Origin of the sequence: Psychrobacter sp. PG1, assembly GCF_014897815.1 — a bacterium.
In the GTDB taxonomy this organism is placed as follows: Bacteria; Pseudomonadota; Gammaproteobacteria; order Pseudomonadales; family Moraxellaceae; genus Psychrobacter.
Genome location: NZ_JABUZG010000048.1, coordinates 111,443 through 125,966 on the forward strand (window position 1 = coordinate 111,443; position 14,524 = coordinate 125,966).

The 14,524-nt window shown below is 43.8% G+C and carries 7 protein-coding genes; 2 read left to right on the forward strand and 5 right to left on the reverse strand.

All coding sequences use genetic code 11. From position 1 onward, the window contains the following. Positions 1 to 341: 341 nt before the first annotated feature. Positions 342 to 896, reverse strand: coding sequence for a fasciclin domain-containing protein (locus tag INT03_RS04980; protein ID WP_193007855.1), 555 nt, complete (start codon positions 894 to 896; stop codon positions 342 to 344). 481 nt (positions 897 to 1,377) lie between these two features. Between INT03_RS04980 and metH the strand changes: the two genes are divergently transcribed. Next, the gene (metH, locus tag INT03_RS04985) at positions 1,378 to 5,166 is read left to right on the forward strand and encodes a methionine synthase (RefSeq protein WP_193007856.1); all 3,789 of its coding nucleotides are present in this window, start codon (positions 1,378 to 1,380) and stop codon (positions 5,164 to 5,166) included. 208 nt (positions 5,167 to 5,374) lie between these two features. Next, complete coding sequence (locus INT03_RS04990; RefSeq protein ID WP_193007857.1) at positions 5,375 to 6,304, forward strand: bile acid:sodium symporter family protein; 930 nt, start codon at positions 5,375 to 5,377, stop codon at positions 6,302 to 6,304. A 200-nt stretch (positions 6,305 to 6,504) separates the two neighbouring features. Here the strand turns inward: INT03_RS04990 and INT03_RS04995 are convergent, their stop codons facing one another. The 4 genes from INT03_RS04995 to INT03_RS05010 form a co-directional block, all read right to left on the reverse strand. Further along, positions 6,505 to 7,497, reverse strand: a complete 993-nt coding sequence (locus INT03_RS04995; RefSeq protein WP_193007858.1) for an Abi family protein — start codon at positions 7,495 to 7,497, stop codon at positions 6,505 to 6,507. Between the two features lie 54 nt (positions 7,498 to 7,551). Next, a complete protein-coding gene (locus INT03_RS05000) occupies positions 7,552 to 7,704 on the reverse strand; it encodes a DUF2256 domain-containing protein (RefSeq protein WP_193007892.1) in 153 nt (50 codons plus the stop codon). A gap of 51 nt (positions 7,705 to 7,755) precedes the next feature. Next, the gene (locus INT03_RS05005) at positions 7,756 to 8,007 is read right to left on the reverse strand and encodes a DUF2256 domain-containing protein (protein WP_226950249.1); all 252 of its coding nucleotides are present in this window, start codon (positions 8,005 to 8,007) and stop codon (positions 7,756 to 7,758) included. A gap of 226 nt (positions 8,008 to 8,233) precedes the next feature. After that, positions 8,234 to 14,395 (reverse strand): DNA repair ATPase, encoded by a 6,162-nt coding sequence (locus INT03_RS05010; RefSeq protein WP_193007859.1) that lies wholly within the window; start codon positions 14,393 to 14,395, stop codon positions 8,234 to 8,236. Between the last annotated feature and the right edge of the window lie 129 nt (positions 14,396 to 14,524).

Genomic DNA, 14,524 nt, shown 5'->3' on the forward strand with positions numbered 1-14,524 from the left:
TATGAGTTCAGATGAACCATCTACTTTGTCAGTAGCATCCGTCGAATGATTGAAGTCGAATGATTTAAATTGTTAAATGATCAAAGCTTTCAACAAGAAACAAAGATGACTGTCGTTTATTGTCGTAGTGTTAAACAATAATGATGACACGCTTAAAAAATATCTCAAATATTCTAAATGCCAGCAGTGTCATCTAAAGGAGCTTCATCTAAAACAATTGGCAATTAAAATAGCGTGTATTTAACAATCATGTCATCAAAGACGGTAGCTGGTACTCATACCAGCTTCATCATACAAAGTAATAGGGATATAATTCTTTAACTGTAATTTTGAAATCTATCTTATTTGGGCAATAATACTCTATCGATAACATGTACTACGCCATTATTAGCAGCAATATCGGTTTTTATGATATTGGTAGTACGACCATTTTCATCCATTAATTTTCCCTGATTGGTGACCATCAGAGTATCTTTACTGAACATAGTAATATTGCCCGGTTTAACGTCTTTCGCATATACTGGCGCCGCACCGTTAATCACGTGATAGCCTAAAATCTTAGTCAATAGTGGCTTGTTGGCAAATAGTTGTGCTTTGCTCATGCCTGTTTCTTGCAGAACTTGTACAAATGCGGCATTGGTCGGCGCAAATATTGTATAGTTTGCATTCGGGTTAGACAAAGCACCCGCCAAATCTGCCGCTACGACGGCTTCGACCAGTAGCGAGAAGTCAGGATTGCTTTGGGCAACTTGTACCACATTCATTTTTGCCATAGATTGACTGTGCATAGGTGCTTTCATCGCTGCGCTTTTGCTTGGCATCATATTATTACAAGCACTTAAACCAGCGATTGAGAGTACTAATGTACCGATGGTAGCAATTTTAGTAAGCTTCATAACATTATCCTTAATGATTGAGTATTTATTGACTGTTCTATAACTGTCTTGCAGATTAGATCGTCTTCCCTTATAGCAAATACTGGCGCTAATAATAGTAGTAAATGTTAGATGTCACTAATACAACTATTAACATTTACTAGTAAGTTTTGCTTATGAAACATCAATCCTTCTGAAATTAAATTAACATATAACCAAGCTTTATCAATTCCTCTTTACGCAACTTTTTGTAGTACAGGTGTAAACTCTGTCTGACTTTTAAGCACAATCGTTGTGCTTTCATTTATAGAAACAAAGCTTTATGTAATCTTTAAGCGAAATGATATTCATTTGTTCCTAATCGCTTAATGCCATAAACTTTGAACATCATGCTAGAATAATGCGGATTTGCCCACGCCTTTTATGAATGTTGCACGCTATTTATTATTCTTATTCTTATTACTTCCCCTTTTATAACATTGACGATATAAGCAGCGCTCCTATGACTCAAACGATGACTTCTCAATCTGATCCTACTTCTAGTCCATCATCCGCTGATGACTTTATTTTAACGCCACCTGCCGTGTTTCCTTACAAAGAGCAGCAACTGACAGCACGTGCACGTATCACCGAGCAAATGGCATCACGCATCTTGATGTTAGATGGGGCGATGGGTACACAGATTCAGACCTATAAATTAGAAGAGGCAGATTATCGTGGTGAGCGTTTTGCCGATATCAATCAAGACGTACGCGGTAACAATGATTTATTGGTACTGACACAGCCGCACATGATTAAAGACATTCATCACGATCATCTGCTAGCTGGTGCCGATATTATCGAGACCAATACCTTTAACGGTACGCGTCTGTCGATGGCTGACTACGATATGCAGTATCTAGTGCCTGAGCTGAATAAGACAGCAGCCAAGATTGCCCGTCAAGCGGCGGATGAATTTACGGCAAAAACGCCTGAGAAACCGCGTTTTGTCGCGGGTGTCGTAGGGCCAACTTCACGCACGTGCTCGCTATCACCGGACGTCAATGACCCAGCTTTTCGTAACATTACCTTTGACGAATTGGTACTAAATTACCGTGAAGCGACTTTATGCCTGATAGAAGGTGGTGTTGATCTCATCCTCATCGAAACAATATTTGATACGCTCAATGCCAAAGCTGCAATCTTTGCCATCACAGGCGTGTTTGATGACATTGGTTTTGAATTACCAATTATGATTTCGGGCACCATTACCGATGCCTCAGGTCGAACGCTATCAGGTCAAACCGCCGAAGCCTTTTATAACTCAATCCGCCATGCAAAACCTTTAAGTGTTGGCTTTAACTGCGCATTAGGCGCCGATGCGCTGCGTCCGCATATCCAAACACTGTCGAACATTGCTAATACCTATGTGTCCGCGCATCCAAACGCAGGTCTGCCCAACGAGTTTGGTGAATATGATGAAACAGCCGAACAAACCGCCGCCCTACTTGAAGGCTTTGCCAAAGCAGGTATTTTAAACATCGTTGGTGGCTGTTGTGGTACGACGCCTGAGCATATCCGTCAAATCGCTAAAATGGTGGCAAATTATCCACCGCGCGTGATTCCTGAAATCGCCCCTGCCTGCCGCTTATCGGGGCTTGAGCCATTTACTATTAATGCAGATAGCTTGTTCGTCAACGTGGGTGAACGTACCAACGTGACAGGCTCTAAAAAGTTTTTACGCTTGATTAAAACCGAAGCCTACACCGAAGCGCTCGATGTGGCACGCGATCAGGTCGAAGGCGGCGCGCAAATCGTCGATATCAATATGGACGAAGGCATGCTCGACTCCAAGCAAGCGATGATTCATTTCGTCAACCTCGTGTCTGGTGAGCCTGATATCAGCCGTGTACCACTGATGATTGACTCGTCTAAATGGGACATCATAGAAGAAGGTCTTAAGCGTATCCAAGGCAAGTCCGTTGTCAACTCTATCTCATTAAAAGAAGGTCATACTGAATTCGTTGAGCGTGCCAAGCTTTGCATGCGCTACGGTGCCGCCGTGATCGTCATGGCATTTGATGAAGACGGTCAAGCCGATACTTACGAGCGTAAGATTCAGATTTGTCAGCGCAGCTATGATGTGTTGGTCAATGAAGTTGGTTTCCCATCAGAAGACATTATTTTTGACCCAAACATTTTTGCCGTTGCCACTGGTATCACTGAGCACAATAATTATGGTGCCGACTTTATCAATGCCACTAAATGGATCACCGAAAACCTGCCCAACGCCATGGTATCGGGTGGTGTCTCTAACGTGTCGTTTAGTTTCCGTGGTAACCCTATTCGTGAAGCCATCAACTCCGTATTCCTTTATCATGCGATTCAGAATGGTCTGACGATGGGTATCGTCAATCCTGCCATGCTTGAACTGTACGATGATATTCCAAAGGAAGCTCGTGACGCCATCGAAGATGTGATGCTCAACCGCAACCAAGGTGAGAGCGGTCAAGACGCCACCGAACGTCTGATGACTGTGGCTGAGAACTACCAAAACGGTGGCAAGAAAAAAGACAGCACCATTGATATGAGCTGGCGCGAAGGCACGGTAGAAGAACGCATTGCTCATGCACTGGTCAAAGGCATCACAACCTTTATCGAAGCCGATACCAAAGAAGCATGGGAGAAATACCCCAAGCCGCTAGAAGTCATCGAAGGGCCATTGATGGACGGGATGAATATCGTCGGTGACTTATTTGGTGCCGGTAAAATGTTCTTACCACAAGTGGTCAAATCAGCTCGCGTGATGAAACAATCCGTTGCGTGGCTAAATCCGTATATCGAAGCGGAAAAAGTAGAAGGTGAAAAGAAAGGCAAAATCCTCATGGCAACGGTCAAAGGCGATGTGCATGATATTGGTAAAAACATCGTCGGCGTGGTGCTGGGCTGTAATGGCTATGATATCGTCGATCTAGGCGTCATGGTGCCGTGTGAAAAAATCCTCGATACCGCTATCGCAGAAGAAGTCGATATCATTGGCTTATCAGGTCTGATTACCCCAAGTCTTGATGAGATGGTCTATGTCGCCAAGCAAATGCAAGAGCGCGGCATGACGCTACCCTTGATGATTGGCGGTGCAACGACCTCCAAAGCGCATACCGCGGTCAAAGTCGAGCCACAATACCAAAATGATGCCGTCATCTATGTATCTGATGCCTCACGCTCAGTCGGTGTAGTCACCAAACTGCTCTCCAAAGAACACCGTCAAGCGCTTATCGATGAAACCCGCGAAGAGTATGTCAAAGTACGTGAACGCCTTGCCAAGCGTCAGCCAAAGGCGGCGAAGGTCACGTATGCCGAATCGGTCAAGATTGGCTTTCAGTATGATTGGGAAAACTATGTACCACCAGTCCCCAATAAGCTGGGGCAAGTGATATTTGACGACTATCCAATCGCTAACCTACTGCCTTATATCGACTGGACACCATTCTTTATCTCTTGGGGACTGGTCGGTAAGTATCCGAAAATATTGCAAGATGATGTGGTGGGCGAAGCGGCACGCGATTTGTTCGATAATGCCAATGAGCTGATGCAAAAGATGATTGATGAAAAATTAATCGTCGCCAAAGGGGTGTTTAAACTCATGCCAGCTCGCCGTACTGGTGCCGATACCGTTACTGTCTATGACCATGCCACTGAAGGTGGTGCAGTAGAATATCAATTCGAGCACTTACGTCAGCAAAGCGACAAAGCCAGTGGTAAGCCGAACTTTAGCTTGGCAGACTTTATCTCGCCATCAGAGACGCATACCGATCACTTGGGCGGCTTTACCGTCTCTATCGTCGGTACAGAAGCACTGGCTGAAAAGTACAAAGCGGCAGGCGATGACTATAATGCCATCATGGTACAGGCATTGTCTGATCGCTTAGCTGAAGCGTTTGCCGAGCATTTACATGAGCTCATCCGTAAAGAGTATTGGGGCTATCAACCAACTGAATCACTCACCAATGATGAGATGATTAAAGAGAAATACGTCGGTATCCGCCCTGCACCTGGCTACCCTGCTTGCCCTGAGCATACCGAAAAAGGCAAATTGTTTGATTGGCTCGGTACGGTAGAGGCGATCGGTACGACTTTGACCGAAAGCTATGCGATGTGGCCTGCGTCATCGGTCAGCGGATTCTATTACTCGCATCCTGATAGTGAATACTTCAACGTCGGCAAAATCAGCCGCGATCAGTTAGAGAGCTATGCTGAGCGTAAAGATTGGGATATGAAGACTGCTGAGAAGTGGTTAAATCCGAATTTGTAGTCGATTGGTTAATGCTATTATAGAAACCTGATAGTTATTTTTTGGCTTACTCATTTAATATGGGTAAGCCATTTTTTATAGTATTTCATTTTGCCTACCTTCAGCAAACTTATCGCTAAGTTAATAGCAAAATACTTTTATCATTTACTAACAAGAACCATGCTAGATTATTGTCTACTCTATTATTTTTATCTTTGTGAGACAGGCTATGAATCAGATTGCATTACTTTCTAGTTGGATTGGCAAAACCTTTGCAATCTGGGCATTGGTCAGTGCTGTTTTGGGATTTATTTTTCCTGAATTCTTTGCCTCATTGGCTTTTTTGATCGTTCCCATACTTGGCATCATTATGTTTGGCATGGGCATGACGCTCAAAACGGAAGATTTCCTAGAAATTGTCAAACGCCCCAAACCTGTACTGGTAGGATTGTTGGCACAGTTCACGCTCATGCCGTTGATCGCTTACCTATTAACGGTCATTTTCAACCTTGATCCTTTAATCGCGGTCGGTGTCATCTTGGTTGGCTGTTGCCCTGGCGGTACGTCTAGTAATGTGATTACGTTCTTAGCCAAAGGTGATGTGGCATTGAGTGTGGCGATTACCTCTATCTCTACCCTACTTGCACCTTTTCTGACCCCTATTCTGCTCAGTGTTTTTGCGGGTCAGCTGATTGATATCGATTTGGCCAGTATGATGATAACCATTACAAAAATCGTAATCTTGCCCATATTGCTAGGTGTTATCTTTCATAAATTTTTGGGTAAAAAAATCGATTTCGTCACCGAGGTATTACCAATGGTATCGGTATTGGGTATTTCCATTATTATAGCGGCGGTGGTTGCCGTGTCTAAAGCGACTATTCTAGACAGCGGTGCTATCGTGTTTATCGTGGTTGCCTTACATAATATGACGGGTTACACCTTGGGGTATTTGATCGCCCGTTTGTCTGGCTTTACGGAGAGACAACGCCGCGCGATTATGATAGAAGTGGGCATGCAAAACTCTGGTCTGGGCGCTGCCCTTGCGGCAACTTATTTCAACCCTGTCGCGGCCTTACCTAGCGCAATCTTTAGTGTATGGCATAACTTTAGTGGTGCGTTAGTTGCGAATATCTTTGCTAAAAAAGATGCTAAGTGAGTGTTTGTTTTATAAGTTGCGGCCTTATTATAAATACTTTAAATTTGATAAAAATATTTAAGATTAGTTGGATAAATAATATTGATATTAGAGTACAAAAAACTCTGGAAAACGTTTAAACTCGAATTAGCAAACAGTTCATTTTCTTCTTGCTCTTACTATAAATTTTAGGTATAATGCGCTCAACAGCACCGCCACCTCTACTTACTGAGCATGTCTCGATAAGAAATGTGGCGGTCTTCTTTTGTCTCAATACTGTACAAGTTCCAATCTTCCCAACTTTTTAATCCCATGTCTTCCTCAGAAATCGCTTCATTGGCAACTATTGGAAAGTTCAAGAGTAATAACTCAACTCGCTTATCCCATGTTGCACGTGGATTTATAATACTTAGAAAATGCTTCATAAGACATAAGTAGAAAAATATCTTCCTTCTATCTAAGTCATGCCAAGGTTTTATATCTTTTGATTTTTTAGCTGGCTTAGGTATATTAGTGTTCCATAGTCTAGAGTGGTGAGCACAAATATTCCGGACGATATTTAATGAATGTATCCAACTCGTAAATACATCCTCACTAGTTTCATATTTTTCTGCAATTTGCTGACGATGCTTATATTTAAGTCCTGAATACAGTATAGATATAGAACCAAAATCAATTACCTCTACTGCTACCCAGATAGGTATGCCTTTGTAATATTGAAGATGATGCTGAATTAATGCCTGTTTCTTGGAACGCTTGATTTGTTGATGATAACGCTCTAACCAAATTTCATGTTTAGATTTACCAAGACGTTTATCATATCTTGTAAAATCTCCATCTAAGAATTTTCCATACAAATGAGCTTGAGGGTCTGAACGACCCAATAGATACGCAACTTCAGTTCTAATAGCCATTTCAATACGCTCTAACGCATCTAGGCATATCAATCTCAACTTTTTGTCAAACTGATAAATATTTAACACATCATTGAAACATGTATTTTCTACGAAGAAATCATCTCGTTTTTTATGACTAATTGGCAAACGAAAAGGATACCAGTAGCCACTTAAACGGTAATAACCTATGCATGAAAGATAATGTTTGGAACGTTCAAAATCCTCAATAACTAATCCTCTACTTTGCAAAATATTTAACTGTTGCTCAAAAGTATTCCAAATTTTTAGAGAGCGTTTTTCATTAGTGTGAGATGACATATTGAGACCCAATCTTAGAGTAGATTAATTTTTTGGCTTTTAAAAAGTAGATAATCACTTAGTTACTCTCACCTTTTCACCTCGCCGACACCGCTCAGAACAATAAATCACCTGCTCCCAATCCTTCTCCCACTTTTTACGCCACGTAAACGGGCGCTGGCAGACGGGGCAAGTTTTTTGCGGTAAGTTTACTTTTTTATGTGCCATCATATGCCCCCTTGTGCCGTATATCTAATATCTATGGTTAATGTTTACTGCCTAGTTATCTTCTTTTTGATGATCTAGCCCTTCATACTTTTTAACGCGGCGGCATTGGTCGGAGCAATAGACCATGCTCTCCCAGTTTTTATCCAACTTTTTAGTCCAGCTAAACTCACGCTCGCAGACAGGGCAAAGTTTTTTGCGAACGTTCTTCTTTTTGTGCGCCATAATTTTCTCATTGGTTTGATATAGTCGATTCACTACCATCGGATACGGTGTCAAGCTCGCTTCACCTACTGTTTGTAGCAACTTTACTCGCCGTCATTGTATCCAAAGTAGCTGTTGCCGACTATATTACCACTGTCTCTTAAATCATAAGCCCTATTTATAGTGCTATTCATAAGTGATGTTCATAAGTGCAAGTCATCAGCATTGCTCATAAGCCTTAATAATTAAGCATTAACGCTTAATCGTTAGCTATCAATCATAGCTGTTAACCAGTAGTGACTAATCATCAGCTATTAATCAGTAGTTATTAATCATAATCATCAAAGATTTTATTAAGTCTGTTGAGGCTATTAACGATGAGCTTGCCGGATTGATCGGTACTGCTATCGATGAGTAATTTTTCATCCATACGCATCGTCAGCGGTGCAAGCGCCTCTTTTAATGCGTTTGCCATAAGCGTGGTCTGCTGAGTGATGTCAGGCACATCGTCACCCACTGTTTGATTCTCTTCATTATTAATCAGGCTTTCAGTTAAACTATTAGACAGACTATTCGCCATTTTCTGTGCCAGCTCTTCAACGGCATTGACCAGCTGCACCATCAGTGCTTTTTGCACCTCTTGGTTTTGCTTGAGATACTCGCCTTCTACCTTCTCAGCATTGTGATCATGCTTATATATTTGCATCAGCTGATTCAGACTTTTCTCAAAGCCATTATCGATGCTGGCGCTGACGACTTTGGCATTATTGAGCACACTATCGGCAAGGATTTTCTGTGTTTCTAATTGGCCGTTTAACTGGGCATCGAGTTGTGCTTGCTGTCCTGCTTCTCGTAAGCGAGCGATTTGCTCTGGATCATTTTTCGTTAAGTATGTCTCAAACTGGCTACTGATAGCATTGAAGCTACTGGCCAAATCGACCAACTGGGCAACGATACGCGCGCCCGTATCGCCATCTTCACCGCCCATGGCTTTGTTACGTAAGAAGTCGACTTTGATTTGCGCCCAACGCTCTTTTTCTGTTTCGGTCAAGACACCGCGCATCTCGCCAAGCTTGAGCAAGTTGCTCTCTGCGCCTTGGGTCAATAGCTGCGACTCACCCAGATAATGATCATCTATCAGCTGGTTCAGCTCACTCTTATTCATGACCGCCGACAGCTTTTCGGTCATCTTGTTCATATTACGATAACTGCCTTGCAGCTTAAATATCGGTTCAACACGATACTTATCATCTTGCGAGGCCGAGGCAATATACGCTTGGTTGACGTCTAGAATGACCTCTTGCACCCTAAACATATGACGCAAGATCGCGACAATCTCATTAATCTCTGAAGTGCTATATGGATACGTCAAATCACCGCTTTGGGCTTGGGCGAGATTCGCATTGTCCGCTTTCGCCATTTTAATGAGACGATGGACATCCGCTAAATCACGGTTGGCTAGTGGTGCGAGGACAGTATTAGAAGTTAGAGAGTTTTCGATATAACTGAGCGCAAACACTTCTTCCATGCCGCTCATGATATCGCCTAAGTTGTAGATATCGGCACGGTTGGCGAGCATGTCTGGCACTTTAAAGGCTTCGCCGCTCTCGGTATATGGGTTACCTGCCATGACCACGCAGAACTTTTTGCCACGCATGTCATAAGTTTTGGTTTTATCTTGCCAAACACCATCGATACGGCGCGTACCATCACCGAGTGAGATAAACTTCTGCAAGAACTCCGCATGTGTGTGCTGAATATCATCAAGATAGAGCATGACATTATTTCCCATCTCAAAAGCTAAGTTGATTTTATTCAGCTCTTCTCGTGCGGTGGCATTAGGCGCTTTTTCGGGATCTAAAGACGTTACGTCGTGACCAAGTGACGGACAGTTAATCTTCATAAAGATTAAACCCAAACGGTTTGCCACGTACTCCATCAAAGTGGTTTTACCATACCCTGGTGGCGATATCATCATGAGAATACCCATCAAATCGGTACGCTTATCTTCACCGACCGTACCCATCTGTTTGGCGAGGTTGTCACCGATGAGAGGTAGATAACTCTCGTTAATCAGACGGTTACGCACAAAGGAGGACAATGGACGCGGCATAAATTCGTCTAGTCGTAACGTCTCTTTTGAGTCATGCAAAATCTCTGAGCGCATGGCCAGATAACGTCTATAGGCAGGAATGACCTGCGCATCATGATGATGCAAACGATTTAAGAAATCATCAACGGCAAAGGTTAAGGTCTGCTGATGGATACGCGTATGCTCACCTAGCAAGTTATTAACTTGTATTTCAAGCGATACCTTACCCGTGCTACGCTCAAAGCTTTGTACTTGGTTGAGCGGGTTATTAATACTGGTCAATGATGTTGTCGATGAAACTGGCGACGAGGTGATTGAAGAAAATGATAAGGTAGATGGAGTAGGATTTGCGCTTGTACTGCCTAACCCTTTAACACCCATCCGTTTATCAAAGCTAGCACCTGAATCAATCAATCGCTGCACCAAGGCTTCACGTTGGGCATCGTTCAATTGAGTGAGTAAAACGGCTATCGCCTCCGGCACATAATGACGGCCACTTTCTAATTGCTGCTTACGTAGCGCGTTTTGTGCGTCAATCTCGGCAAGCTGAGCTTCGCTGAGTGCTTCGCCTGCTGCATTGGTGCTATCAGTCGCTACGTTAGCCGATTCATTCTCACCGTAAATCTTCTCAAGTAATGCATGGAACCAGGTTGCCAACAGCTCATAAGCTGATTTTGGTTGGAAGCCAAGCTTGCCAATAGAAGATTGCAGTTGGTCAAAGCCAGCTGTGCTTTGCAGGCTGCCTGACGCACTGTTTAGCGTTTGGCTTAGCTGCTCACACAACTGCTGCGCTTGTTGGCTGGTTTGCCAGTTTACTGTGCTGTTTGCGCCTGCACTGGTTTCAACCGACTTCCCCATGACGCTAACCAAATATTCGCAGGCAAGCTGGACATAGCTTGGTTTGAAGATATTAGCGCCGTTATCAACGCTACCATCTTTATCAAGGCTAGCACCGATATCACTACCAATATTGTCATCATGATAAGCAGCGACAAAATCACGCATCACTTGGCTCATGTCTTCGACCAATAAAGATTTGGCCGTATCGCTGCCCAATGCACGGCGCAGTTGCTCGGCGGTCGCGGCTCTATCCGTCCAGTTGCTCGCGCGCGTCAGCACGGACTCATTTAACCAAGCGTCATAACCAAATTGGCGTAAGCTGTCTAAGCCTAGCGCTTGTACGATATTCAGCTGCCAATAGAATAATTGTGCCAGCGCACGTACTTGCGGGGTATAAATCAGCAGCCCTGCTTCACGCAATGTCGGCAGGATTTGCATCAGTAATAACGTAGCATCATGGTCGTGAATACCTTTGTCATAGCCGAGCTGATAGCGAGGGGTGGCGTAAGCTTTGACCAGTTTGGACAATGGGCTGTCATTATCAATATCGCCATTCACATCAAGGGTAATGACCGTCGCATCGTATGCTTGATATAGACGGTCTTCAGTCAAGTCCTCTTGGCTATTTTTGGCACTTTCGATAATGCTATATGCCAAATACTCGGCGCGGTAGACGATATCGGACTCAGAGGCGATATTCATGTCCCAATACGGGCGCAAGGCGTTCAGCTCAGTATTATTAAGCACTTCATAATAGTCTGTGCCCGTTAGATGTAGATTTAAAACACGATTGCCATCTGACTGTTGACGACTCAATAATGTCAAATCAAGTAGCTGAGTATTGACCGAAAAACGATGCTTGCCCAGTTTAATAATCTGACCACCATCTTCAAACAAGTCCGACTTATCTTTTAGACTCTTATAACTCTCGATTTGAATGGCTTTTAGGCGGGCATCGATGTCATCAGCTTTTACACTAAAGCCCATCGCTTGTAGCTCTTTTGCGATGTTGCAGACTTTTTGTACCAGACCATCAGCCGCAAAATACGTATTTAGCGCTTCTTCCTCTGTAAAGCCTGTGACACCAGTGCTTTGCGTACGTTTTTTAATACTCTCAAGCATTCGTAGCGCGCCATCACCTAAGTTTTGCGCTTTGCGGTTGCGGGCATCGAGCAATTGCTGCTTATGATTTTCAAAGGTCTCGTAAATCTCTTCACGCTTACTGATGATATCGGCTAAAAACTGATCGCCGCTGTTGGTCTCTGGATCAGCGAACTGACTTTCTAATTCTTCTAGCTGCACCAATAGCTTAGCCATTTGCTCATCTGATTTCTCAGGGGTATTGGCAATAGATAACGCATTGGCAATCGATTGCCCGAATAGCTTAAACTGCGCACCAAATTGTGCAACGGCCTCCGCTGAGCCTAGATTTTTGCGTTTATGATTGAGCTTGGCTTTGCTCTGGTTCAAGCTCGCATAAATGGTCGATATGTCATCGATGATTTGCGTACGTACGGTGGCATCGGCAACATCTAATGTGCCTAGTAGCTCCGTTAGCAGATCTAACCCTTGCGCCGTCTCGTCGATTTTATCCAATACAGGTTTTAGCTCGGCATTGGTTTCTGCGGTGTTCAAGCGCTCACTGACATCGACTAATATGCCTTCGTAACTTGAGAGCGCCTCTTCGCCACTTAAAAACAGCACAGTCTTTTCAGCCAGCTCGCTTTCGGCTTCTTCTAGCTGCGTCTGCAATGCTTGTAGTTTATCGGCATCTAGATAACGCAAATCTTCCAAGCTGACCAAACGGCCTTTTTGGCGTCTTAACGCTGACAACTGATCGACATAATCACTGGCCGACTCAAAACTAGTAACGCGTATCTGCCGCAAAATCTCACTTTGCTGCGTATCGGCATCGGCTAACGCGGTTTGGGTTTGCTTTTGGATACTTTGTACTTTAGCGAACTCATCAATCACTAGCTCAGCCGTGGCCGTCACTTCTTTAATACTACTGGCGACTTCGCTCAGCTCAGGTTCAGACAACCAATAATAGCTGTCAAAGAGTCGGCTGGTATTATTAGTAAGCTCTTCATAGAGTTTTTGTGACACGCTTTGATTATCAATCAGGCGCGTGATGCTATAAAGGTCTGAGATACCGCGCACCAATTCTTTATTACCAATCTTGCCATAAAAACTCGTGCTCTCTGGCAGCTCACTCACATACTCGTGTGAGGCATAAGGCGTGTGCCATATCTGCATTGGATGAATACGAGATGGCTCACTTTGGTCACTAAACAGCACCAAGCGACCATTCTCAGCCAAGGCCATACCGTTGCAATAGATAGGATTTGCCAATTGCTTTTTAATCAGGTTATAAGGGAACAGCCCCGTGACGCCCAAGTCTCTGTCGTAAAATAAAAATAGAACATCTTCCCCATTTGGCGAGACAATTTTACGCTTAAACCGTAAGTCATTAGCACCAACGTTATTGGCCTCAAACAGCTTATACTCACCCGTTTGCAGATAATAACCACCCGGAAACATGATGCCGTGGTCTTCTGGTAGCTGGACACATGATTGACCAATCGCATCCAAACGCAGCACCGCTTCGGTCAAAGTGTTGTAAACGAAATAACGGTAGTCCTCTTCACGATAGGGCAATATCTTGAGCAGTATTAGACTGCCGACTTTGGCATACGCAATCTCAGCATCCGTCAGCGACTGGGTACGATCATTGACCGGTTCGCTATAAATACCCTGACCTGACTGCGTATTGTCCTCAATCTTGATGGTCAAATCGCCACCGACCGTTTCCACAAATATCGTGTCTAAGATATTCATATGTGGATATTTGCCATTCACCATTTGATCACGGGTGGTCTCAATCCAGTCGAAATCATAAGCAGGCGGCAGCTCAATATCACGCTCGCCTCGATTGTCCACATAAGCGACTTGCGCCGACTCTGGCGTACCTTGGCTAAAATCTAACGCAAAACGGAACACTCGAATATCGGTGATGCGCTCGCCAATCTGAAACGCCAATAGCAATTTGCTGTCTTTAACTGTTATTTGAATCAGGCGTGTTTGCTTGTAGTATCGATACAGCTCATTGAAGTCTTGGACAAAGGCGTCTTGAGCCAAAAAAGTCCCTTTTAGGTCTACTTCTTCGAGCTGATACTCTTCTTCATTACCAACTGGCTCGTTCAGACGATATAACGACAATACGTCCTTAATATTACTCGCGCGTTTGAGCCCCATAAAAACGTTGTAGCCAAACAGCAAATAATCACCGACCTGCACCATATCTTGCGCCACACAGTTGTGCTCGGTACGAATACGAGTACGGGCAATAACTTGCATCTGGGTGCTGCCAAACTCTTCGAGACGCGCATTATTTAGCGTCTGCGTTTGCTGCTCTAAGCGGCTGCCTTGCTCGGTTAAACGCTTTTTGATGAGCTCATAAGCATTGCCTGAAGCAACTGCCTGATCGGTTTGGTTAGCTTGATTAGCGCTATTATTATCGTTGCTATCTGAGTTCTTTGAAGTTTGCGTGTCCGCCATCGTTGCTCGTCCGTTTCTGTTTTTACATAATATAGTTAATCCTTTATAAAAGAGCTACAGCGTTAACCTCGCTTGAAGTATCACATATACATCTGCACTCGGTTGCCTTGTATCTCTTTTAAACTGAAT

Coding starts and splice junctions, on each gene's coding strand:
- metH (WP_193007856.1), top strand. CDS start 1,378: ATGACTCAAACGATGACTTCTCAATCTGATCCTACTTCTAGTCCATCA.
- INT03_RS04995 (WP_193007858.1), bottom strand. CDS start 7,497: ATGTCATCTCACACTAATGAAAAACGCTCTCTAAAAATTTGGAATACT.
- INT03_RS04980 (WP_193007855.1), bottom strand. CDS start 896: ATGAAGCTTACTAAAATTGCTACCATCGGTACATTAGTACTCTCAATC.
- INT03_RS04990 (WP_193007857.1), top strand. CDS start 5,375: ATGAATCAGATTGCATTACTTTCTAGTTGGATTGGCAAAACCTTTGCA.
- INT03_RS05010 (WP_193007859.1), bottom strand. CDS start 14,395: ATGGCGGACACGCAAACTTCAAAGAACTCAGATAGCAACGATAATAAT.
- INT03_RS05000 (WP_193007892.1), bottom strand. CDS start 7,704: ATGGCACATAAAAAAGTAAACTTACCGCAAAAAACTTGCCCCGTCTGC.